The sequence below is a fragment of the Salinivibrio sp. PR932 genome (genome assembly GCF_001996125.1).
Taxonomy (GTDB): domain Bacteria; phylum Pseudomonadota; class Gammaproteobacteria; order Enterobacterales; family Vibrionaceae; genus Salinivibrio; species Salinivibrio proteolyticus.
The window spans coordinates 1-22,628 of record NZ_MUFM01000026.1 but is presented as its reverse complement, the minus strand read 5'-3'; the positions used below and the strand labels follow the sequence as shown (position 1 = coordinate 22,628).

At 50.6% G+C, this 22,628-nt stretch carries 19 protein-coding genes; 10 read left to right on the top strand and 9 right to left on the bottom strand.

What is annotated here, in order from left to right; all coding sequences use genetic code 11:
• Positions 1-91: 91 nt before the first annotated feature.
• Positions 92-1,288 carry an acetate kinase gene (locus tag BZG84_RS12155; RefSeq protein ID WP_077678260.1) on the bottom strand — a complete coding sequence of 399 codons (1,197 nt, stop codon included), beginning with the start codon at positions 1,286-1,288 and terminating at the stop codon, positions 92-94.
• Between the two features lie 357 nt (positions 1,289-1,645).
• Here BZG84_RS12155 and yfbV point away from each other — a divergent pair, with 357 nt between their 5' ends.
• The gene (gene yfbV, locus BZG84_RS12150; protein ID WP_069589343.1) at positions 1,646-2,095 is read left to right on the top strand and encodes a terminus macrodomain insulation protein YfbV; all 450 of its coding nucleotides are present in this window, start codon (positions 1,646-1,648) and stop codon (positions 2,093-2,095) included.
• 144 nt (positions 2,096-2,239) lie between these two features.
• Here yfbV and BZG84_RS12145 read toward each other — a convergent pair whose 3' ends face one another.
• From BZG84_RS12145 to BZG84_RS12135, 3 genes are all read right to left on the bottom strand, one after another.
• A complete protein-coding gene (locus tag BZG84_RS12145) occupies positions 2,240-3,190 on the bottom strand; it encodes a ChaN family lipoprotein (RefSeq protein ID WP_077479044.1) in 951 nt (316 codons plus the stop codon).
• Positions 3,187-4,035: a 23S rRNA (guanine(745)-N(1))-methyltransferase gene (rlmA, locus tag BZG84_RS12140; RefSeq protein ID WP_077479043.1), complete on the bottom strand. Its 849-nt coding sequence runs from the start codon at positions 4,033-4,035 to the stop codon at positions 3,187-3,189. Before rlmA ends, BZG84_RS12145 begins: the two co-directional genes overlap by 4 nt.
• 143 nt (positions 4,036-4,178) lie before the next feature.
• Positions 4,179-4,679: a YfbU family protein gene (locus BZG84_RS12135; RefSeq protein ID WP_069589346.1), complete on the bottom strand. Its 501-nt coding sequence runs from the start codon at positions 4,677-4,679 to the stop codon at positions 4,179-4,181.
• Between the two features lie 172 nt (positions 4,680-4,851).
• Between BZG84_RS12135 and BZG84_RS12130 the strand changes: the two genes are divergently transcribed.
• Both BZG84_RS12130 and BZG84_RS12125 read left to right on the top strand, forming a co-directional pair.
• Entirely contained in the window at positions 4,852-5,517 is a 666-nt protein-coding gene (locus tag BZG84_RS12130; RefSeq protein ID WP_077456177.1) for an energy-coupling factor ABC transporter permease, read from the top strand.
• A 229-nt stretch (positions 5,518-5,746) separates the two neighbouring features.
• On the top strand, positions 5,747-6,934 hold the full coding sequence (locus BZG84_RS12125) for an MFS transporter (RefSeq protein ID WP_077479042.1): 1,188 nt from the start codon (positions 5,747-5,749) through the stop codon (positions 6,932-6,934).
• Positions 6,935-7,027: 93 nt separating this feature from the next.
• Here BZG84_RS12125 and focA read toward each other — a convergent pair whose 3' ends face one another.
• On the bottom strand, positions 7,028-8,485 hold the full coding sequence (gene focA / locus BZG84_RS12120) for a formate transporter FocA (RefSeq protein ID WP_077479041.1): 1,458 nt from the start codon (positions 8,483-8,485) through the stop codon (positions 7,028-7,030).
• A 203-nt stretch (positions 8,486-8,688) separates the two neighbouring features.
• Here focA and BZG84_RS12115 point away from each other — a divergent pair, with 203 nt between their 5' ends.
• Positions 8,689-9,594, top strand: coding sequence for a LysR substrate-binding domain-containing protein (locus tag BZG84_RS12115; protein ID WP_069589352.1), 906 nt, complete (start codon positions 8,689-8,691; stop codon positions 9,592-9,594).
• A gap of 55 nt (positions 9,595-9,649) precedes the next feature.
• On the opposite strand, the gene pflA is transcribed toward BZG84_RS12115, so the two are convergent.
• The gene (pflA, locus tag BZG84_RS12110) at positions 9,650-10,390 is read right to left on the bottom strand and encodes a pyruvate formate lyase 1-activating protein (RefSeq protein ID WP_077456180.1); all 741 of its coding nucleotides are present in this window, start codon (positions 10,388-10,390) and stop codon (positions 9,650-9,652) included.
• A 333-nt stretch (positions 10,391-10,723) separates the two neighbouring features.
• On the opposite strand from pflA, the gene BZG84_RS12105 reads away from it, so the two are divergent.
• The gene (locus tag BZG84_RS12105) at positions 10,724-12,346 is read left to right on the top strand and encodes a methyl-accepting chemotaxis protein (protein WP_077678259.1); all 1,623 of its coding nucleotides are present in this window, start codon (positions 10,724-10,726) and stop codon (positions 12,344-12,346) included.
• A 168-nt stretch (positions 12,347-12,514) separates the two neighbouring features.
• Here BZG84_RS12105 and pflB read toward each other — a convergent pair whose 3' ends face one another.
• Together pflB and BZG84_RS12095 are read right to left on the bottom strand one after the other, a co-directional pair.
• The gene (gene pflB, locus BZG84_RS12100; protein ID WP_077456182.1) at positions 12,515-14,791 is read right to left on the bottom strand and encodes a formate C-acetyltransferase; all 2,277 of its coding nucleotides are present in this window, start codon (positions 14,789-14,791) and stop codon (positions 12,515-12,517) included.
• 136 nt (positions 14,792-14,927) lie between these two features.
• On the bottom strand, positions 14,928-16,439 hold the full coding sequence (locus BZG84_RS12095; protein ID WP_077479039.1) for a DUF3360 family protein: 1,512 nt from the start codon (positions 16,437-16,439) through the stop codon (positions 14,928-14,930).
• A 353-nt stretch (positions 16,440-16,792) separates the two neighbouring features.
• Here BZG84_RS12095 and BZG84_RS12090 point away from each other — a divergent pair, with 353 nt between their 5' ends.
• From BZG84_RS12090 to BZG84_RS12070, 5 genes are all read left to right on the top strand, one after another.
• Positions 16,793-18,094: a tetratricopeptide repeat protein gene (locus BZG84_RS12090; RefSeq protein WP_077479038.1), complete on the top strand. Its 1,302-nt coding sequence runs from the start codon at positions 16,793-16,795 to the stop codon at positions 18,092-18,094.
• A gap of 573 nt (positions 18,095-18,667) precedes the next feature.
• Positions 18,668-19,438 (top strand): ABC transporter ATP-binding protein, encoded by a 771-nt coding sequence (locus tag BZG84_RS12085; protein WP_069589359.1) that lies wholly within the window; start codon positions 18,668-18,670, stop codon positions 19,436-19,438.
• Between the two features lie 76 nt (positions 19,439-19,514).
• The gene (locus BZG84_RS12080) at positions 19,515-20,291 is read left to right on the top strand and encodes an ABC transporter substrate-binding protein (RefSeq protein ID WP_077479037.1); all 777 of its coding nucleotides are present in this window, start codon (positions 19,515-19,517) and stop codon (positions 20,289-20,291) included.
• 38 nt (positions 20,292-20,329) lie between these two features.
• Positions 20,330-21,070 (top strand): ABC transporter permease, encoded by a 741-nt coding sequence (locus BZG84_RS12075; RefSeq protein WP_077661791.1) that lies wholly within the window; start codon positions 20,330-20,332, stop codon positions 21,068-21,070.
• 6 nt (positions 21,071-21,076) lie between these two features.
• Positions 21,077-21,754, top strand: coding sequence for an ABC transporter permease (locus BZG84_RS12070; RefSeq protein ID WP_077479035.1), 678 nt, complete (start codon positions 21,077-21,079; stop codon positions 21,752-21,754).
• Between the two features lie 84 nt (positions 21,755-21,838).
• Here the strand turns inward: BZG84_RS12070 and xthA are convergent.
• The coding region (gene xthA / locus BZG84_RS12065; protein WP_108743620.1) for an exodeoxyribonuclease III at positions 21,839-22,628 on the bottom strand (790 nt) is incomplete at its 5' end.

Below are 22,628 nucleotides of genomic sequence, written 5' to 3'. Positions count from 1 at the left end.
TTGACTTCCTCTTACTATCTGATGGATGTGCCGGAAAGCCGGCACAAATACAAAAACGGCTGAGTGGAATCAGCCGTTGGAAAAGTGAGCCTTACAGGCCAGTCAGGCGCGCAGTGTCTTGCGCAATCACCAACTCTTCGTTGGTAGAGATAACCATGGCTGGTACACGGCTGTTGTCAGTGGTGATCACACCTTCGCCGCCGAAGCGTGCTTTTAGGTTGCGCTCTTTATCCACTTCCACGCCCAGAAGGCCAAGACGCTCAAGCACCAATTCACGGATTGGGCCAGAGTTCTCACCGATACCACCGGTGAAGACGATCGCGTCAAGACGGCCGTCTAGGCTGGCAGTGTAACCGGCAACATATTTCGCCAAACGGTGGCAGAATACGTTCATGGCACGGGTCGCTTCTTCTTTCTCACCGTAGTTGTCTTCAACAAAGCGGCAGTCAGAGGTCACTTCGGTCAAGCCTTGTAGGCCAGACTCTTTGGTCAGCATGGTGTTGATTTGCTCAACGCTGTAACCCAGTGCATCGTGCAGGTGGAAGATGATCGCAGGATCAAGATCACCTGAACGCGTACCCATCACCAAGCCTTCTAATGGAGTCATACCCATTGAAGTGTCAACGGATTTACCGTTTTTAATCGCACAAACAGACGCGCCGTTACCGAGGTGACAGTTGATGATGTTCACTTCTTCTACTGGCTTGCCAAGTTGCTCAGCAGCCGCGTTAGCAATAAAGAAGTGAGAGGTACCATGCATACCGTAGCGACGGATACCGTGCTCTTTGTAGAGCTTGTATGGCAGCGCGTAAAGGTAAGACTCTTCTGGCATGGTTTGGTGATACGCAGTATCGAACACAGCCACGTTTTTCAGCGCAGGGAAGGCTTTCTTCGCTGCTTCAATGCCCACGATGTGTGCTGGGTTGTGCAGCGGTGCGAAGCTTGCTGCATCTTGGATCCCTTTTAGCACTTCATCCGTAATCAAGGCTGATTGGGTGAATTGCTCGCCACCATGTACTACACGGTGACCAATCGCGCCCAGGTTCTCGGCAAGCTCAGGTTTTGAGGCGAGAATGGTGTCAACAATAAAGGTCAGGGCTTCGGTATGGGCCGCGCCAGCGCCCAGTTGGGCTTCGTGTTTACCGTCCATTTTCCACTTAATGCGGGATTCTGGAAGGTTAAGACATTCGGCAAGACCGGTAAGATGCTCTTCACCAGATTGTGCATCGACAATCGCGAACTTCAAAGAGGAGCTTCCGCAGTTGAGTACGAGAACCAGCTTTGACATGTATGACTACCTATTTTGTCGTGAGAAGTAGAGTGTGTAACTGAAAAGGATAGTGGACAAACTGAGACACTACCTTTTCAAAAAAGAATTATCTCATGCTTTGTCGCGGGGAAAGGATGCATCTTATCCGTCCTGGATAGGCATTCGCTCCATTGAGCACAACCGGATTAGGTTGCGAGACAATCAAATCCGAGCAACAATGATAAAGTGCGCTAAGGATAGCGGGACTTGATACAGATAACAAAAATTTTTTGAGTAATACTGGCTATTTTTGAAAGTTTTTGAACATTTTGTTTAGTTTTTATTGTAAAAGTTTAGTGACAGCCATCGCGGTCACGCTAAGCAAGTGAGGTAGGTATGGCAACGAACAAGTCAATCTGGCGCTGCCTGCAAGACGGCCAAAAGTATATGAAAGAGTGGCCGATGCGTAAGGAGCTCACCCCGGTATTCCCAGAAAACCGGGTGATTAAAACCACGCGTTTTGCGATGAAAGTAATGCCTGCCGTTGCTGCCATCAGCGTGTTGTTGCAAATGGCGACATATAACTACCAAGGGATGCCGCAAGCCATGATTGTGGCGTTGTTTGCGCTGAGTTTGCCGCTGCAGGGGCTTTGGTGGTTGGGTAAGCGTCGTGATACGCCACTGCCGCCGGCGTTAGCAGGCTGGTATCGCGAATTGCATCAGAAGATCACCAGCCAAGGCCATGCCATGCAACCGTTGAAAAGCCAACCTCGCTATAAAGAGCTGGCCCAAGCGTTAAGTCGCGCGTTTAAAGTAGACCGCGCTGCGTTGGAGCGTTGGTTCTAGCCACGCACCCTTTTTGATATTGAGAATACGAAAACGCCGACCTGCGGGTCGGCGTTTTTTATGGGTACTGTTTGGTAGCTAGGCGTTTTACAACACAAAAGCTTTTTGCGTACAGCCGGCGCTGACCAACAGCGTGAGGACGCGTTACTCACACACCGAGGAAGACGTGCCTTTCATTGCGCTAACGGCCTCACGCATTTCATCCATTGAGCGCCAACGTGCAGGAAGAGGTTGCACCTTCAAGCGGAAGTCTGGGGCGTTATCGGCAAGCGGCGCCTCATCACTGACGGGAGTGATTAATGCGATACGCAGCTTGTTGTTGCGCTGACGAATTTGTTGTGCGGTGCCAAGCCCTTCGGCAATGTGAAAGCGGCCAGCCACATGGACAATTTGTGTCTCTGGATGCGTTTGGTGATAGCGCACCATGCTTTCGGCCATGGTGGCATCCCAAGCTAATTGGGCCGCGTATTGCGATTCGGTTTGACTCGGGGTGCCGTGGTGCATATTGGCTTTAAAAACCGATTTGTACTCTGAGTCACGGGTGTCGATGGTGTCTGCAAACCATGCACGTTGCGCCGCAGGAAGTGTATCGAGATAACTCAGCCCTTGTCGCCCAATGCAGCTCACCATGCGTTTGGGAGCGTTGGCGGCAAGCACGTCGATATTATGCTGTTTGGCAAATTCAATCAGTGGGCGGTAGCTGCCATCATAGTTATCCCATGCGTTGGCCTCGCGTTTAAAGTTATCTTCGCCCAGCTCGTCAGCCAGATAGCGGTTGAGCACAGGCTGGGCATCGCGGCTAAATTGTTCCATGGACAACGCAACAGCATGGCGCTCAGACAAGGCTTGCAACAGCTCTGTTTGAAAGCGGTGTACCCCTGGATGACCATGCCATTCACCGATTAAGACGATATCCGCATCATCCACGTGTTTGGCGACCTCTGCCAAGGTCAGTGCTTTGCCGTCGGAGGTACTGACTTGATAATCAAATAGGGTGTTAAGCGCTTTTGGGGCAGCGCTGGCTGTTGATGCCAGACAAGCCAAGCTCGCGGCTAACAGCCAACCACGCGCTTTTGTAGCAAACGTTCGGTTCATGGCTTGGGGGTCTCCTCTGAGTGGCTGTCCGTACCTTGGTGACGATAGACGCGCAATGTAAAGTCTGCTTCGCACTCGAAGGCGTCGCTGTTCGCTAAGGTGTCACGCCACGCGTCGCTGGCACGCCATGCAAATGGTGTCATTTGCAGTAAGGTGAGTGCTTGCTCACCGGCGAGCGTCATGGTGTAGTGCAGGGATTGCTCCTTCTCAAGCACAAAGTTGGGCAGCGTTTCTGGCGGTGTTTCATGTAACCGCACATCCTGATAAATCCCCGCTTTGAGTTGATAAAGATGACGAGGGCCGGGGGTGACGGTGACCACCACACCTTGCGGTTTTACCGCGCGGTCGAGCTCTTCGCCATTACAGGGCGCATAAATACGCACGACGCCATCGAGGCTGTTGTCGTGAAAGGGCAGTCGCTGTGAGGAGGCCACTGAAAACTGACACTGTGGATACCATTTGGCGGCATAACGGACCGCCACCTTGGCGATATCAAGGCCGTGTACGGACCAGTGTTTGTCCGCAGTTTGGTCGGCAATCGCGTGGGTGTAGTAGCCTTCGCCGCAGCCTACGTCCAAGATGGCTTTGTGTTCGCCATCCAGCGCTTGGGTTAGCGCATCAATCATCGCTTGCTGCATCGGCGCATAATGCCCTGCATTAAGAAAGGCGCGACGCGCTTGCGTCATGGCTTTGTTGTCACCTGGATCTTTGGAGCGTTTAAATTGAACCGGCAGTAGGTTCAGGTAGCCTTCTTTGGCTTGATCAAATTGGTGGTTGGCGTCGCAGTGAACACCACGCGCGTTAGTGTGCAAGGTTTGTTGGCACAGTGGGCATCGATAAATCATGGTTGGTCAGAATCTTGGCTTTGATGCGCTTTAGGGTACGGCGTTGTTAACGGTTCGACAAGCCAGATAAGCCAACCAAGGGGACAATCCATCAAAAAGCCGCCCAATAAGGCGGCTTGATGCTGAGATTCAGCGGCGAGACATTACGCGTTGAGAATACGCTCAATCTCGGTCAGGCTTAAGTGGAATTGGCGCGGGCAGTGGCGCCAAATTTCGAGCATTCGGCGGTATTTTTCCAGCATGGGCATCTGGCTATTAAAGCGATGCTCGCCTTGATCGAACTGGGTATATAGCCCTTCGGTATCAACCAAGAAGCGCACGTAGTGCACTAACGCGCCTTCCGTAGCGGCATCAAAGCCCCAGAATTGGACGCGGCGTGGTGACAACGCGGCTTGGCTGGCGTCATCTAATAGGTTGTAAGAGGCCTGCATTGCGTGGTGCATTTCCATAATATCAATCACTTCGCGGCACTGGGTTTCACACAGTGCTTCAAATTGACTGATCACCTCTGCCATTTGTAATGCGTAGCCGCGCTCGATAATGGTCTGCAAACGGCGATATTTTTCACTGTTTGAGGGATCGAGGTGGCACATCAATTGGTATTGGTTAGATAAAATAAGACGTTGAGCAGGGGTCATATCCATYGCGGTTGGCCTCTTCACTAATAAAGGTAAAATAGCGTCTATCAAAGATGACAAACAATAAGAGAAGATTATCAGTTGCGCGATGGGCAAATCTTGATCTGGACCATGTCCGTAGCACGTTTTTCACCCGCTCATGTGCAATTGTTGATTTTGCCTTTAGTAAGGATGCGATATGAGTGATTTAGCCGCGCTAAGTGGCTGGCAATGGCTGGGTTGGATTGTGTTTGTGGCGGTGCTTTATGCCACCTACCCACGGGAGTTTTTCCCCAAACTCCGTCAGGAAGTTGGCTACCAGCATTTGGCGTTTTCGTCCGCGGTTGTACTGTTTGTGCTTTGGGCCTTGCAAGCAGGGATCAAAGAAGGGCTCGATATCCACTTTTTAGGCGTCACGACGCTGGCTCTGTGCCACGGCTGGCGAATCGCCATTTGGATTACCACGGTGCCTTTGACGCTTATGGCGGTGTTTGGGTTTGTGCCTCTTGGCGATATTGGTATGACGGCCTTGACCACAGCCGTGCTCCCCATTCTGTTTAGCTATGCCATTTTTGCGCTGAGTTATCATTACTTAACGCGCCATTTATTTATCTATATTTTTATTGCCGCTTTTTTGGGCGCTGCGCTGACCATTGTGTTTCAGCTCTCGGTGAGTTCGCTATGGTATTGGGCGGCGGACCGTTATAGCTGGCAAGAAATTGTCCACAATTACCTGCAAATTGCGTTGCTGATGTGGTTCCCTGAAGCGCTACTAAATGGGATGGCGGTGACCGTGATGGCGGTGTATCGGCCGCATTGGCTACGCACCTTCTATGATCGCGAGTATTTATCGCCTGAGCGATAAAAAAAGACGTGACACCTGCTGACAAAGTCGTTAAAAAAGCGGGGAGGTGTTACGTTTATCCCTCTGACTTTCTGGCGTTTTTATCTATAGACGCCCGTGAATCCTTCCATCAAAATTTTTTATCATCAGCAAAGAAATTACTCGCTTTACCTTGGCGAAAAGCGGCGTCATAGTGCGCGCGTCTCGGCCCGTTCGTGCCTGATTTCTCCAATATAATGAGCGTACTTAAATGAACAAGACTTCCTCTGTGTCTCATGGTGGTTGCGTGACTCCGTCGGCTTTCCCTTGGGTGCCGTTGGTGAGTTTAACCGGCTTTGCGATTGCCAGTGGCTATTTGATGAGCTTGATTCCGCTTGCCCTTGCACCTTTGGGGTTGGCGCCGCATCTGGCCGCATGGCTAGCCAGTGCGTTTTACGCCGGTTTGTTATTGGGTGCGACGTTCAGTGCACGTATTGTTGCTACGCTGGGGCATCGCCGTGCGCTGGTGATGTTTTTGGGTATTGTGCTGCTCTCCATTACTGCCATGGCGGCGATTAAAGGGCAGGGCGTCTGGTTGCTTGCGCGCTTTGTGGCGGGGGTTGCCATTGCCGGTGTCTTTGTGGTGGTTGAGTCTTGGTTGCTGATGGCCGACTCTGATCGCCAGCGTGCGAAGCGATTAGGTTTTTACATGGCGGCCTTGTACGGCGGTAATGCCTTGGGACAGCTCGGCGTAGGTTATGTCGGTGTGACCGGCAATCAGCCTTATTGGCTCATTGGTGGACTGATTACGCTTGCGATCATGGTGCCTTTGTTTGCACGTCATGGGGAACCTCGCCATGAGGAAGGCCATAGTGCACGTTTAGGTTCGCTCAAATCTTTGCGTAAAGCGGCCTATATTGGTTGCTTGGTGTCTGGGCTGACGCTCGGTGCCGTTTATGGCTTATTGCCATTGTATTTGGCTGAGCGAGTCAGTGATCATCAACAAGTGGGTGCTATGATGGCGCTCGTGATTGTCGGCGGAATGGCCGTACAGCCCGTTATTGGTCTCGCATCGGCAAGAATGAGTAAAGTGCTGCTGATGACATGGCTATGTGTGATTGGCACCGGGGCTGTCGCCTTAATTGCTTTTGCGGGCAGTCAATGGCAAATGGGTATCGGATTAGTCGTGTTGGGTGCCGCTGTGTTTGCGATTTATCCTGTGGCGATTACCTATGCCTGTGTTGGGCTGGCCGCTGAGAAAATCGTGGCGGCCACCGAAGTATTGCTGCTCGCGTACAGCGTCGGCTCCGTATCAGGCCCGTTGCTGGCAGATAACGCGTTTTCTGGCACCAATGGTTTGATGACCTATTTAGCCGTTTGTTTGTTAAGTACGGCGGTTTATATGTTGGTGATGTATGTGAAAGAGCGTCGTCAAATGCCCGACCTCAGTGCGGCCTGACATCGTTCAAAACAGATAAGGCAACAAACGATAAAGTAAACGCCCCAGTCATTGGCTGGGGCGTTGTTTTATGAGGCTTAGCGTCTCTGTGTGTTACGCGGTGACGAGTCCTTCTTTGGCGTCGGCTGGCAAGATATCCATGGCATTGCCATACAAGGGGGCTAGCGCTCGGACCACATCGGCTCGAGTAATCACACCAACCAGCTGATTATCGCGCATCACTGGATAGATGTAAGGGCGCGAGACCGTCTGTGTTTTCGCACGCTCTAGCGCGGATTGATTGGTAAAGTGGGTGGCGATTCCGGTATCGCTGACCGGATAAACCACTTTGTTATCAATGCTCATATATTGCGCCAGTTCAATCACTGATTGTTCGGCATCCACGGTTTGTACTTCAGTGCGCATCAGGGATTCAACTTTGGCATCCATATCCGGCTGGTAATCGTTCCACCACAGGTCGACCAGAACATCTTGTACCGAGAAAAAGCCTACCAGATCACCGTCATCGTCGAGAACTGGAGCGCCGGATAGTTGGTATTGGTTGAGCTTTTCTAATGCATCGGCGACATACTGGCGTGCGCTTAATGCACACTGAGCGGGTTTCATGTGTTTTTCGATGGTTAATGTTTCTTGGGTCATAATCGCACTCTCAGAATAGGAAGCCGAAGGCAGAGCGAGTGAAGCAATCTGCGCTGTTTTCTTTTCTCTTTCAGGGTTAATAATTAGCCAGTAGCCCATGCCGACCAGTCCTGCGCCCCCAAGGATATTGCCAAGGGTGACAGGGATCAGATTGGCGCTGATAAATCGGGCCAAGTTTAAATCGCTAAATGCCTCTGGGCTGGCTCCCACCGCCTGCCAAAAACTGTCAGGGGCAAAGGTGGCAATACTCATGCCCAGTGGCACCATAAACATGTTGGCGACACTGTGCTCAAAGCCGGTGCTGACAAACATGGCTACGGGCAAGATCACCATTACCGCTTTAGTGAGTGGGTTTTGCGAGGTAAACGTCATCCAAATCGCAAGACAAACCAGTAAGTTACAAAGCACACCCAGTGCAAAGGCTTGGATCCAAGTGTGATGGAGCTTGTGTTGGGCAACGTGCAGCGCGTTGAGTCCCCATTGGCCGTCATCAAGCTGATATAACCCCGCGGTCATCACGATCAACACCAACAACAAGGCGCCGAGTAAGTTACCTAGATAGACTCTCGCCCAGGTATGCAGTAAGCCTGCGGTTGAGATTTTGCCGTTGGCACGCGCCAGCATGGAGAGCACGGTACTGGTAAACAATTCCGCGCCGCCCAGTACCACCAGAATCAAGCCCATGCTGAATGCTAATCCACCCAGCAAGCGGGTGATCCCCCAGCCAGCGTTGCTGCCAGTGGTAACCGTGAGATAAAACACAAATGCCAACCCGATAAATAAGCCAGCCATCATTGCGAGCCCAATCGCCATCCGGGTAGATTTGCGGGTTTTGCTCACCGCATACTCTTCAGCTTGGGCAAGTAACGCCGCGGGCCCTTCGGGCTTTTTGATTTGAGTTGCAGTTACCATTGGCTGTCTCCTCTGGCGGCACACTCTGCCCGAGGGCTAAGACATATCAACATACAGGTTGTACTCCTTTTTAGACGGATTGTGAATACATCCAGACTAAGCGGCGCGATATAAGGAGTAAAATTGATATTGCTTAGGGTAATAATCACAAAAGTTGATAGTGTGGTGTCATTGAAATCAGGCATCGTAGAAGGGTAAAAAACATGCGCTACTCACTGAAGCAATTAGCCGTTTTTGAAGCGGTTGCAGCCAGTGGCAGTGTGAGTCGAGCCGCCGACCAATTGGCACTGACGCAATCGGCCACCAGTATGGCCCTGTCACAATTGGAAAAACTATTGGGTCGGCCGCTGTTTGAACGGCAGGGAAAGCAAATGCAGCTGACCTACTGGGGGGCATGGCTACGTCCGAAGGCGCGTCAGTTATTGTTTGATGCGCAGCAAATTGAAGCAGGATTTGACGGCCAGCATGTTGTCAGTGGCGATATTGCCTTAATTGCCAGTCAGACGGCGGCCGAGCATCTTATTCCTGACCTTATCAGTATTATTGATAGTGACTTTCCAGAGCTTAGAATCGACTTTACGGTGAAAAACACCCAGAAAGTGATCGACAGTGTGCGCCAGTATCAACATGATTTGGGGATCATCGAGGGGCGTTGCGACGACAGCCGCTTAAAGCAACAAGTTTGGTGCCATGATCATCTTGTCGTGGTTGCGGCAAAGCATCATCCTTATGCGCAGCTTGACCACGTTAGCTTGGCGCAACTCGAGCAGGCGCAATGGGTATTGCGTGAACCCGGCGCAGGGACTCGGCATAGCTTTGATAGTGCGATTCACGGTGTGATTGAAGATCTGGATGTGCGCCGCGAGTATGAGCAAGTACCCGTACTGAGAACCTTGGTCGCAAACTCGAGTTATCTCAGCTGTTTACCGTACTTGGACGTAGAAAAATGGATTGAGCGAGACGAGCTGGTGGCTTTGAATGTCCCTGAGCTGAATATGCGGCGGACGCTTTCGTTTATTTGGCGGGCAGATGCGGCAGCGAACCCGTTACGCGACTGCATTATTCGCGAAGCAACACGGATGACCAAAGCGCGTCGCCGTGATATGTAGTACAAAAAAGCCGGCCCAAAATGGCCGGCTATTCGTGATTTATCTAAGGGATTTATTAGTAGGTGACCGTGTGGCCATAACTACTAATGATGTTTTTGACGTTATCCATCACTTCTTTTGATGGTGGAGCAACGTCCTGCAGCTCGTAATCGTAGCCGAGCGCTTCCCATTTGTGGGCCCCTAATTGGTGGTAGGGCAGTAACTCCACTTTCTCGATGTTATCCATCTCTTTAATGAACTGGCCAAGACGGTGGGCAGAGTCATCATCGTCGGTATAACCCGGGACAACCACGTAACGAATCCACGTCTTTTGGCCAATTTTATGCAGGTAGTTGGCAAAGTCGAGCGTGCGGCGGTTTGACACGCCGACTAAATTCTCATGGATTTCATCGTTCAGTTGTTTGAGATCCAACATCACCAAGTCAGTGGCGTCCAACACTTCATCAATCACTGGGGTGTGTTTACGCACGTACCCATTGGTATCTAAACAGGTGTGGATCCCTTCCGCTTTCGCAGCTTGGAAAAAGTCACGCACAAACTCAGGTTGAAGCATGGCTTCTCCCCCTGAAGCGGTTACACCACCGCCCGACGCCGTAATAAAGTGGCGATAGGCGCGCACGTCTTTCATGATTTCATCGACGGTGACTTCTTTACCGCCATGCGTGTCCCATGTATCACGGTTGTGACAGTATTTGCACCGCATTAAGCAGCCTTGCATAAAGACAATAAAGCGGATTCCAGGACCATCTACGGTACCACAGGATTCAAACGAGTGGATGCGACCAACTGCCGACATAAGTGTCTCCAGACTGCGAATTGCTATGTCGTTATTTTATTACAAAACCCGGTCTTAACGTAAGGGAATTCGCGCCTTTTTCGCGATTTTGCAAGTTGTCTGAATCGCCGTTTGCAGTGCCTACCAACTTAGATCACAGTTCCATTTTTTCGTCTCATCACAATGAGATCACACCGAGGAAAAAACCATGTCGACATTGAGGTAACTCTTATGTGTGCCCAAACTTACGTGCAACATATCGAGAAAGCTGACATAGACTGGTAGAGATGTGCGTGAATACGTCGAGGGCTTGCTGCGTTGACGTGTTGAAGCCGAAAAAGTTGGGAATCAATAATGAAAAAAATTAGTGATTTAAGGGTAAAGAACAAGCTAATTGCACTTATGTTAGTCGCCATTGCATTACTTGGCGCAATCAGTGCCTACACCATTTCAAAAGAAAAAGACCAAGCCTATGCCGAACGGACAGCCTCGTTACGCAATAACGTGGAAGTCGCTGAAAGTGTGGTGAACTACTATCGCCAGCAAGCGGCGCAATTGGGTGAAGAAACCGCGAAGGCGCAGGCGATTGCTCAGTTAAATAAACTGCGTTACGACGGCGATAACTATTTTTGGATTTTAACGCCTGATCTCACCATAGTGACGCATCCTCTCAAGCCTAACTTAAACGGGACCAGTGCGAGTGAGATCACCGACGGTGATGGCCGCTTTCATTGGCGTGAAATGGTAAAAGTGAGTCAACCGCCGGAAGGTGGGGTGCTGGATTACACGTGGCGCTCGCCAGAAGGGGAGTTAAAACCCAAGATCTCTTACGTGAAGCGCGTGAACGGCTGGAATTGGATCATTGGTTCAGGCGTGCACGTGAGCGATATTGAAGAGCAGTTTATTGCCTCGGCGTGGCAGATTGCGGGTATGACACTTATCGCAGCGGTGATCTTGTTAGTGGCGGGCGCCTTTGTGAGCCGTGATATCGTGATGCCGCTTGATGAGCTGGTGGAAAAATTTGACCGAATTGCCGGTGGCGACCTGCGTGTGCAATGTGGCTACACGCGCGAAGATGAAATCGGCAAATTGGCACGTCGAATGGATACCGCGATGACCAGCGTCCGTGAAGCGTTACGTATCGCGCATGACGAAGCCAAACAATCGTCGACGATGGCGTCGTCGATTGCGTCGGCCAGTGAGCAAAGTGCGCAAAGTATCCAGTCGCAGCGCGCTGAATTGGAGCAACTGGCGGCGGCGATGAACGAAATGACAGCAACGGTGGCGGATGTGGCTGACCATGCAGAGCAAACCGCCCAAGCGACCAATGAAATTGCCGATATGGCCGAAGTGGGTAACCACAAATTAGACAGTACGGTGGCGAGTATTCGCGAGGTGGCGGAGCGTATTGCCAGTGCCGATAAGCTAGTGAACCAAGTGAAACAAGGTGTGATGCAAATCAGTGATGTGGCGGGAGTGATCCAAGGCATCTCTGAGCAAACCAACCTGTTGGCATTGAATGCGGCGATTGAAGCGGCGCGAGCGGGTGAGCAAGGCCGTGGCTTTGCGGTGGTTGCCGATGAGGTGCGCTCGTTGGCGCAAGGCACCCAGAAGTCGACCACTGAAATTCAAGGCACCATTGAGGAGCTGACCAATAACGCGATTGAGGCAGCCGAAGCGATGACTTCGAGCCATCAATCCAGTGAAGCAAGTGTGGCGACAGCGCTCGAAACACAGCAGCAGCTTAAAGACATGGTGGCGGCCTTGCATCAGTCTAACGATCGTGTGGTGCAAATTGCGGCGGCTGCAGAGCAGCAAGGCACTGTCTCAGAAGAGATGAACCAGAATGTGAGTAACATTCATAACTCGGCCAATGAAGTGAGCGGTGCGGCCACTCACCTTGCCGAACAAAGCCAGCTACTGGCTGACTCCGCGCGAGAGTTAGATAGCAAACTCGATCACTTTGAGGTGGTGTAGCACCTGAGTAAACAAGCGACGTTAGCAACGGATGGGCTTTGGTTGGCACTGAGGTGGGTTGCGGATTAAATCGTGAAAGGGAAAGAGTGATAAATAAAAACCGCCAGCATTGCCGGCGGTTTTTTCTTTTTAGAAGCCCTTATTGTGTGAAGGGCTCTTGATCATCTCTTACAGTGAAGAGGTGAAGGTACGAGTGATGACGTCTTGCTGCTGCTCTTTGGTCAGCGAGTTAAAACGTACCGCGTAACCAGAAACACGGATAGTCAGCTGAGGATAGTTCTCAGGATGTTCCATCGCGTCGAGTAGCATTTCACGGTTCATCACGTTCACGTTCAAGTGTTGGCCGCCTTCTTGACCGCTTTCATGGTGGAAGTAACCATCCATTAGACCGGCAAGGTTAGCGCGCTGGGTGTTTTCATCTTTACCCAGAGCATTTGGCACGATAGAGAAGGTATAAGAGATACCGTCTTTGGCGTGGGCAAATGGCAGTTTACCAACCGAAGTCAGTGACGCAACCGCGCCTTTTTCGTCACGGCCGTGCATTGGGTTAGCACCTGGTGCGAAAGGCATACCTGCTTTACGACCATCTGGCGTGTTACCGGTTTTCTTACCGTATACCACGTTTGAGGTGATAGTCAGGATAGATTGCGTTGGGACAGCGTCACGGTATGTTTTCAGTGAACGGATTTTGTTCATGAAACGCTCAACTAGGTCACAAGCGATTTGGTCAACACGCTCATCGTTGTTACCGAAGGTTGGGTATTCGCCTTCGATTTCAAAGTCGATTGCAATACCGTCTTCGTCACGAACAGGTTTCACTTTTGCGTATTTGATCGCAGACAGTGAGTCAGCCGCTACCGATAGACCCGCAATACCACATGCCATGGTACGACGTACGTCACGATCGTGCAGTGCCATCAGCGCCGCTTCGTAGCTGTATTTGTCGTGCATGAAGTGGATGCTGTTCAGGGCAGTTACATATTGCTTCGCCAGCCAGTCCATCAGGTGATCCATGCGGTCCATGACTTTGTCATAGTCCAACACTTCGTCAGTCATTGGCGCGTGTTCAGGCGCAACTTGGATTTTCAGCTTCTCATCGATACCACCGTTGATGGTATAAAGCAGGGTTTTCGCCAAGTTGGCACGAGCACCGAAGAACTGCATATGTTTACCAACCACCATTGGTGATACACAACATGCAATTGCATAGTCGTCTGACTCAAAGTCTGGGCGCATCAGATCATCGTTCTCGTACTGGATAGACGAGGTATCGATAGACACTTTGGCACAGAATTTTTTGAAGCCTTCAGGCAGTTTTTCAGACCAAAGCACAGTGATGTTTGGCTCTGGGCTTGGACCCATGGTGTATAGGCTGTTAAGGAAACGGAAGCTGGTACGAGATACCAGAGTACGACCGTCTAGACCCATACCGGCTACTGATTCAGTTGCCCAAATTGGGTCGCCAGAGAAGAGATCATCATACTCAGGCGTACGTAGGAAACGAACCATACGCAGTTTCATCACGAAGTGGTCGATCAGCTCTTGCGCTTGTTCTTCAGTCAGTTTGCCAGCGGCCATGTCGCGCTCTAGATAAATATCTAGGAAGGTTGACGTGCGGCCCAGTGACATTGCTGCACCGTTCTGGGTTTTTACTGCACCTAGGTAGCCGAAGTAAGTCCACTGAATGGCTTCTTGCGCATTTTCTGCTGGGCGAGAAATATCACAGCCGTATTTCGCTGCCATTTCTTTAAGTTGGCCCAGTGCACGGTACTGCTCTGCAATTTCTTCACGCAGTTGCATGGTCATTTGCAGATCTTCGCCGTTTTCGAATTTCTCTTGCAGAGAATCGAACTGCGCTTTTTTGTCTTTCATCAAGAAGTCGATACCGTATAGCGCGACGCGACGGTAATCACCGATGATACGACCACGGCCGTAGGCATCAGGAAGACCGGTCAATACGCCAGACTTACGACACTTCATGATTTCAGGGGTGTAGATATCGAAAACACCTTGGTTATGGGTTTTACGATACTCGGTGAAAACTTTCTTCACTTGTGGGTCAAGCTCACGGCCATAAGCGTGGCATGAACCTTCTACCATGCGGATACCGCCGTAAGGCAGCATGGCGCGTTTTAGCGGCGCGTCAGTCTGTAGACCAACAATCTTTTCCAGATCTTTTTCGATGTAGCCGGCGTCATGAGAAGTCAGGGTAGAAACCACAGACGTATCAAAGTCAACCGGTGCATGCGTCGCGTTCTCTTGCTTGATGCCTTCCATCACGCGCGCCCACAGCTGGCTAGTCGCGTTAGTTGGCTCAGAGACTAGGAATGATTCGTCGCCCTCGTAAGGGGTATAGTTTTTTTGGATAAAGTCGCGAACATCAACGGCTTTGCTCCAGTTACCTTCAACAAATCCTTCCCATGCATTAGAAACGTGCTCAGACATGTTGCACCTACCTGTACTCTTTTCAAAAAGAAGTTTATCGGGACCAGGTTCAGTCATAGTGTTTGTCAGTATGGCTGACGCCTGCGACCCATCGATTTAAATCCGGATTGCCCCGCCCGTAAGCGGGGCTGAGTTATTACAATAACGCTGGAATGCCGGGAATCATTCCAACTGCCAACATGGCAGCAATACAAATAATCACAGTGGCGGTTGGAATCACCAGACGGTCAACCGCTGACAGCGTTTTAGGACGCTCTTTGTCACCGATAAGGCCGTTGTTGTCCAAAAGCATTGTGACTGCCCAACCAAAGACTGGGTTAACAGCCATGGAGGCGAAAATACAAATACCGGCTGACTGACTTGACTTGGCGTCTTTGACCATCTGCATGCCTGCTTCAAGCAAGGGCAGGAATACCCCTGAAAGCAGTGCGATAGTCATCACTGGAGGCCAAGTGGCAACGTCCATTGGGTAACCAATTAAAGCCACACCGATACACAGTAAACCGAGAATAATGGCACCACCTGGGATCGGGCGGCGAGCTATCGCAGCCGGGATCATATAGGTGCCCCATGATGAGGTGATGTTACCGCCACCTACAGAGGCGCCGACCATTTGGCGAATTGAGCACCCTGTCATGGTGTCATCCACATCCATCAGTACTTTTTCGGCTTTCTTAGGATAGTTTAGTTCCTGGAAAATACGGTGACCAAGGAAGTCTGGCGACCACATCGCAACCGCGAGCAAAGCAAATGGCAATGACGCTAAGAAGTGCGATACATTAGGTAAACCTAGCTGCCAACCTTGTTCAGTCGATCCCCACCAGTACACAGGGTTAAGGTTTGGGATACCGGGCTGGGTGACAAACTCTAATGACGAGCCCGCACCAAGTGCAGTGGCAATCAAACCACCAGTAATGGCGCATACAGGGATCGCCAGCCAGCGCTTACCAATCCGAGCCAAGAAGGCATAAATCACAATCGACACGGCAAGAATCAAGATGGAGACATAGCCCATGTTGATCTCTGCGCCCCAAGCCAACAGGCTCTCAATTTGTCCTTTTGCGCCACCAAAGCCGAGGAAAATCAGCAAGCCACCGGCCACGCCCTGACTAGTAAGATTTACCAGTTTGGACCCACCTTTGAGGTAGCTTAAGGTCAGGCCAAATACGCCGATCAGAATACCGAGAGCAAGTGGGTGAGCACCGGCCAAGGCGATGGTTCCGACCAACGGGATCATCGGACCGTGGTTACCGGCTAAGTTCGCGCGGGGGTTGATAAAGCCGCACAGTAACACACAAAACAATAAAGCAGGTATTAACATTTCCACGCGAGCAACCTCGACGGCAAATGCTTTACCAAGTGTGATGTGATCCCACGCTGCGGTTAGCCCCTCAGCCCATGACATCATTACCGCAGAATACATTGCGATGATGCCGATGGTACCAGCTAGCGCGGGAACAAGATCTTCAAGTTCAAAACGGAAGTCACGGCCGGGCAGGTTTAGCCCCCAACGGCGCGGACGCATGATTTGTAGTTCGTGATTCAGGTAGTCAGCGCGGGAGGCGAATGATGAAGCCGGCTTGTGCTTCTTTTGATATTCGCTTTTTTCTTCGTGACTCACACTGCGGTCTTGAGCATGTGTTGCCATAATTTCCTCGTCTACAGAAAGCAAAAGCTTTCGAAACAGTGGTTTAGCCAGTCTTTATATTGTTTTTACGCTGGCCTTGTGGCCGTGTTCTGTTTCGTTATCAGCATGCTAACAATAGAGGATTTTCTGAATGTTGACTTAGATCATTACCGTGTAATTTTTTTACGTGCCACGGCCGGTTATCGGCGCTTTTTAGCGCGCCAAATGTGCCTAAAAAGCCACCCATGTCGGAGTTTTGTAATTTTTTTACCAAAAATCACGCCTAAAATGTGCTACAAAACAGGCGAATATCGAGGGTGAAAGTGGGTGACTGTGTCGAGGAACGCGATCACACGCCAAGGAATGTAGACAGCATGACAGCTAGCGCTGCTGACAAAGAAAAATTACGTTATAGTCATCCCATCATGGTTGAACAATGGATAAGTTTGGTGCGGCGACTGATTTCGAGCTTAGGAAGCGCTTTTTCGAGTAAGGGAATTCACGCTTGTATGCTGGCAAGTATGTTGGTGTTGGCACCCGCGTACGGACAACAAACCGCCAGTGTAGATGCCGTCAGTGGTCTGATTCAACAAGGGGCGTATCAGCAGGCGTTGCAAAATAGCCAAACGTTGCTGACCGCGAAGGATGATGCAGCACTGGATAATTCAGCACGTGCCGAGTTATTGCGTCTGCAAGGCGTAGCGCATTTGTATTTACAGCAACGGGCAGAGGCTTATCGCAGTTATCGTCAGGCACTCGCGCTCAATGCATTAAGTAAAGACAGCGAAGCGGACGCCTTATCGGCAGTGATTACTTTAGCCTACCGCGTTAAACAATATGATGAAGTCCTTCGCTATGCGCGGCAGATGGCCGAGCACCATGAATTACTGCCGCATGCCAACCGTTTGGCGATGCAGTCGGCTTACGCATTATCTCGCTATGATGTGGCGATAGACTATGCGTCGCGACTACAAAAGAGCGGCAATGCGGATGCGTTTACTCTGCAAACCAAAGGGTTGAGTGAAATGGCCTTGTCGCAGTTTTCCGCCGCGGCACGTACCTTTGATGCACTGGCTCAGCAAGACGATGTTGCGCCGAAATGGTTGGCTCAGGCTGCGCGAGCACATGCGCATGCCGGATCGCACTCTCAAGCCCGTCAATACTTAGCGAGAGCGAGGGCCGATATTGCGTTGTATCGCACATTGGCGCTAGAGCAACTCGAACAAACCCAACCTCAAGAAGCGCTGGCTTATTGGCAGCAAGGGTTAAGCCAATTGGATCGCGTTCCCACACGAGATGAGCAACTTTTGTTGGTGCAGTGTCTGCTGCAAAACAACCAGCGTGTCGCGGCACTTAATCGGGTCAGCGAGATCAACCTGAGCGCGCCTGATACACAAACCCTTAAGCTTCAAGTGATGTTGGCGTATCAGCTCAAGCGCTGGCAAGAGGTGATTGATACGTCCCAAGTGGCGCTTTCTCATGGTTTAAAAGAAGATAGGATGCTTTGGCAGTGGTTATCTATTAGCGCTATCAAAGCGGGAGATTATGCCTTGGCTGACTTTGCCTTAAATGAGTGGCAAGCAAGGGATACCTCAGGCTTGGCTGAACGTTGGCGAGAGACGTTGGAATTACTTAAAGCAGGTCGCGCGAGCTTGTCTGATCTATCTATTTCCTAATCTGTCTTACAATGCGGGCGCTTTTGTCTGCCATCATGGTCTTAGCGTTCGCCCCTTCACAGTTTTGTTACTTCTTGGTGCGTATTAACACTGAAAAGCGTTCACCACCCGTGCGTGAGAGTATGGGTTTCTATTCAGCGCCTACTTTATTTCCTTAAAAACAATGTGCTGCGCTATGCTTGTTGTTAAGCGATACCTCACGTTCGCCCTTTTGTATCTCGCCCATACTGCCGACGGTTGGCTGTTGGAAGCAGAGTAGAGAAATATGACAGTTGTAACTTTGTTGGTATGTCGACGATCTCGATGTGACGAATGTGCTGGTTGTTTTTTCAGCAGTTAATTTTGCGTTTGACTTTTTATGCAATAATATTGACTATAATAATTCCATTTTTAAGGTTAACAAAATGTTGCTCATTAGAGGGAGGGGTGATATTTTCGATTGCAAGATGTCGAATTAATCACCAACGATGGTGAGGGGTCAGGCACTCACCCAACCGTGAGTAATAATAAGCGCGCATTTGATGTGGGCGGTACGTAAACACAACAGATTTCATGGATGATAGGAGCTAGCGCATGACGGAAGCTGTAGCGCTACAGGTTAAGTCACTCAAAAAAAGCTTTGGGCAGCACCAAGTGCTCAAAGGCATTTCTCTCGACGCCCACCGTGGCGACGTTATCTCTATTATTGGCTCTTCCGGATCCGGGAAAAGCACCTTTTTGCGTTGTATCAATTTACTTGAGACGCCCACCGGCGGCGAAATTTGGGTCAATGGTGAGTTGATCAAAATGAAAAACAACCGTGCTGGTGAGCCTGTTCCCGTCAGTGACAAACAAGTGCAACGCATTCGCTCGCGTCTGGCCATGGTATTTCAAGGCTTCAACCTTTGGTCACACATGACGGTGATGCAAAATGTTATTGAAGCGCCTGTTCATGTATTGGGTGTGCCCAAGGCGGAAGCGATTGAACAAGCTGAGGCCTTGTTGCATCGCGTTGGATTGTATGAGCGGCGCGATTACTACCCAGGCCATTTATCCGGTGGTCAACAACAGCGTGCTGCGATTGCGCGTGCGCTCGCCGTCGAGCCAGAAGTGTTGCTGTTTGATGAGCCAACCTCCGCGCTGGATCCTGAATTAGTGGGAGAAGTGCTGGGGGTGATGCGTTCACTGGCGGAAGAAGGGCGAACTATGCTGGTGGTTACCCACGAAATGAGCTTCGCGCGTGATGTGTCGAATCATGTGATGTTTTTACATCAAGGGTTGGTCGAGGAGCAGGGTGATCCGAAAGAGTTGTTTAATGCTCCGGAATCTGAGCGCCTGAAGCAGTTTATCTCATCAATCTACTAATTAAATATATCAATAGCATAACCATGCAAATGGGCGTAGCCCGCACAACATCGTAAAAACGACAGGAGAAAGGAAAATGAAAAAATGGCTAGTTGCCGCCGCCGTGATGGCCGCGGTTGGGTCAACCTCCGTAGCAGCCAAGGATTGGAAGGTCGTACGTTTTGGTATCGAAGGGGCGTACCCTCCATTTAGTTGGACCACCAATGAAGGCGAGCTGAAAGGCTTTGATGTGGATATGGCCAATGCGCTGTGCGAAGAGATGCAAGCAAAGTGTAAAATCGTCGCTCAGGACTGGGATGGCATCATTCCCTCACTGTTAGCGCGTAAATACGATGCCATCATCGCAGCGATGTCTATCACCGAAGAGCGTAAAAAGAAAGTCGATTTCACCAACAAGTACGCCCTCATCCCGAACAAATTTGTAGCTGAAAAAGGCACGGATCTGACCTTTACCAAAGAGGGGTTAGAGGGCGTTAAAATCGGTGTTCAGCGCGCAACCACCCATGATAAATACCTGACGGATAACTATGGCGATGCGGTCGATATCGTTCGCTATGGCACTTTCGATGAAGCTTACCTTGATTTGAAAGCAGGCCGTATCGAATCAATTCTTGGCGATGCGTCAGCACTGCAGCAAGGCCTGCTTGATAAAGAAGGCGGTGATGCGTTTGAGTTTATTGGTCCGTCATTAACCGATCCTGAGTGGTTTGGTGAAGGTTTTGGCATTGCGACACGCAAGCAAGACAAAGCGCTGACTGAGAAGCTTAACCAAGCGATCGATTCGTTGCGTGAAAAAGGCGTGTATGACGAGATTGCAGCCAAGTACTTCAACTACGACGTATACGGCGAGTAATAGGCAGGCGGGCAGCATGAAAGTGCTGCCCGAATCATATGATTGATTTGAAAGGTTACGAGTGGTCCCTGCTCGAAGGTGCATGGGTGACCCTTCAGGTTGCGCTGCTCTCGTTAGGTCTTGCCATGCTACTGGGTATGCTCGGGGCGTTGGCAAAATTGTCAAAATTCTCAACGTTGCGTGGTGTTGCCACCCTTTATACGACTGTGATCCGCGGTATCCCTGACCTTGTCTTGATGATGCTAATTTTTTATGGCGGACAAATGCTTCTCAATAACAGTCTGTATGGGATGAATGAGTGGCTCAATGAGTATATGGCGGGGCAGAACCCTAGCCATGAATGGACGTCTTATTTGCCGGATTACGTCGATGTCAGCCCATTTATCGCCGGGATCCTAACCATCGGGTTTATCTTTGGCGCTTACATGGCGGAAACCTTCCGTGGCGCGATTATGGCGGTGGACGCAGGGGAAATGGAAGCGGCACGTGCCTATGGCATGAGCAGCAGTTTAGCGTTTCGCCGTATTCTTTTACCGCAGATGATCCGTCATGCGTTACCAGGCTTCGGTAACAACTGGCTGGTGCTACTTAAAACTACCGCGCTGGTGTCAATCATCGGTCTTGATGACATGGTGCGCAAAGGGGCATTGGCGGCCGGATCCACCCAGATGCCATTTACCTTCTATTTTACTGTCGCGCTGATTTTCTTGCTCTTCACCAGTATCTCGACCACGGGACTGCGTTGGATGGAGCGTCGCTTTAGTATTCACACGCGGTAGGTGCTTATGGATTTTTCACTTGTTCTAGAAACGTGGCCCATCTACCTCGAGGGATTGTGGACCACTGTATGGCTGGTATCACTGGCATTGGTGATTGGTTTAGTGGTGGCGGTGCCGGTCGCGGTAGCACGCAACGCGCAATTCCCTTTATGGCGCTACCCAGCGTGGGCGTTTATTTATTTTTTCCGTGGCACACCGCTGCTGATCCAGCTGTATCTGATTTATTATGGCTTAAGTCAGGTAATTAATGTTGAAGACACTTTGTGGCAGCACGCTTGGTTCTGCGCCTTAGTGGCCTTTGTGCTGAACACAGCCGCTTACACAGCGGAAATCATCCGTGGCGCGATTAATGGCCTTCCTAAAGGGGAAGTCGAGGCGGCGATCGCTTATGGCATGAGCCCCTATAAAGCCTTTTCGCGCATTGTGTTGCCGAGTGCGATGCGTCGTGCGTTGCCGGCGTACAGTAACGAAGTGGTGTTTATGCTACACGGCTCAGCGGTGGCTGGGATTATCACCATTGTCGATTTAACCGGTGCCGCTCGGATAGTGAACTCTCGCTATTATGCGCCGTTCGAGTCGTTTTTGACCGCCGGCGTGTTTTATATGGCGCTGACATTTAGCATCCTTTGGATGTTCCGCTTAGCGGAGCGCCGCTTCCTACGCCATTTAAGGCCGCTGAGCTAATCGGCTCAATCTCAAATAAGAAACGCCGCAGTGATCACCTGATCATCTGCGGCGTTTTTTTATCCAACGTGTGCGCCTTGGGGCTTACTTAAAGGTTGCCCAAATCGGCGCGTGATCTGACGGTTTTTCAATCGCACGGAGTTCGTAGTCAATGCCGGCATCGATGCATTGGCTCGCCAGATCTGGAGTGGCCAGAATCACGTCAATACGCAGGCCACGGTTATCGTCAAAGCCGCGTGAGCGGTAGTCAAACCACGAGAACTGATCGTTCACGGTTGGGTGCAGGGCTCGGAAGGTGTCAACAAACCCCCAGTCCATCAGAGTGCCCAGCCACTCACGCTCTTCGGGTAAGAAAGAGCACTTACCGGTGCGTAGCCAGCGTTTGGCGTTTTGCTCACCAATACCGATGTCATCGTCTTTCGGGCTGATATTAATGTCGCCCATCACCACCAGCTGCTCACTGGGATCACGGTCAGCTAAATAGGTCATTAAGTCTTGATAAAACTTACGCTTGGCGGGGAATTTGGTTTCATGGCTGCGGTTTTCCCCTTGCGGGAAGTAACCGTTGAGCACAGTGATTGGCTTGCCGTTTTCGTCTTCAAAGGTCGCCATGATCATCCGGCGTTGAGCGTCCTCATCGTCAGTAGGAAAGCCTTTTTGCACGCTGATAGGGGACTTTTTACATAGCATTGCCACGCCATAATGGGCTTTTTGGCCATGAAAGTGCACTTCGTAACCCATGGCTTCGACATCCGCGAGCGGAAAGGCGTCATCATGGACTTTGGTTTCTTGTAACCCGATCACGTCAGGTTGATGTTTTTCAATCAAGGCTTGCAATTGATGCAAACGAGCACGAATACCATTGATATTGAAT

Coding starts and splice junctions, on each gene's coding strand:
- BZG84_RS12125 (WP_077479042.1), top strand. CDS start 5,747: ATGAACAAGACTTCCTCTGTGTCTCATGGTGGTTGCGTGACTCCGTCG.
- BZG84_RS12145 (WP_077479044.1), bottom strand. CDS start 3,190: ATGAACCGAACGTTTGCTACAAAAGCGCGTGGTTGGCTGTTAGCCGCG.
- yfbV (WP_069589343.1), top strand. CDS start 1,646: ATGGCAACGAACAAGTCAATCTGGCGCTGCCTGCAAGACGGCCAAAAG.
- BZG84_RS12090 (WP_077479038.1), top strand. CDS start 16,793: ATGACAGCTAGCGCTGCTGACAAAGAAAAATTACGTTATAGTCATCCC.
- BZG84_RS12070 (WP_077479035.1), top strand. CDS start 21,077: ATGGATTTTTCACTTGTTCTAGAAACGTGGCCCATCTACCTCGAGGGA.
- BZG84_RS12115 (WP_069589352.1), top strand. CDS start 8,689: ATGCGCTACTCACTGAAGCAATTAGCCGTTTTTGAAGCGGTTGCAGCC.
- BZG84_RS12085 (WP_069589359.1), top strand. CDS start 18,668: ATGACGGAAGCTGTAGCGCTACAGGTTAAGTCACTCAAAAAAAGCTTT.
- rlmA (WP_077479043.1), bottom strand. CDS start 4,035: ATGATTTATCGATGCCCACTGTGCCAACAAACCTTGCACACTAACGCG.
- BZG84_RS12075 (WP_077661791.1), top strand. CDS start 20,330: ATGATTGATTTGAAAGGTTACGAGTGGTCCCTGCTCGAAGGTGCATGG.
- pflB (WP_077456182.1), bottom strand. CDS start 14,791: ATGTCTGAGCACGTTTCTAATGCATGGGAAGGATTTGTTGAAGGTAAC.
- BZG84_RS12155 (WP_077678260.1), bottom strand. CDS start 1,288: ATGTCAAAGCTGGTTCTCGTACTCAACTGCGGAAGCTCCTCTTTGAAG.
- focA (WP_077479041.1), bottom strand. CDS start 8,485: ATGGTAACTGCAACTCAAATCAAAAAGCCCGAAGGGCCCGCGGCGTTA.
- BZG84_RS12130 (WP_077456177.1), top strand. CDS start 4,852: ATGAGTGATTTAGCCGCGCTAAGTGGCTGGCAATGGCTGGGTTGGATT.
- BZG84_RS12095 (WP_077479039.1), bottom strand. CDS start 16,439: ATGGCAACACATGCTCAAGACCGCAGTGTGAGTCACGAAGAAAAAAGC.
- pflA (WP_077456180.1), bottom strand. CDS start 10,390: ATGTCGGCAGTTGGTCGCATCCACTCGTTTGAATCCTGTGGTACCGTA.
- BZG84_RS12105 (WP_077678259.1), top strand. CDS start 10,724: ATGAAAAAAATTAGTGATTTAAGGGTAAAGAACAAGCTAATTGCACTT.
- BZG84_RS12135 (WP_069589346.1), bottom strand. CDS start 4,679: ATGGATATGACCCCTGCTCAACGTCTTATTTTATCTAACCAATACCAA.
- BZG84_RS12080 (WP_077479037.1), top strand. CDS start 19,515: ATGAAAAAATGGCTAGTTGCCGCCGCCGTGATGGCCGCGGTTGGGTCA.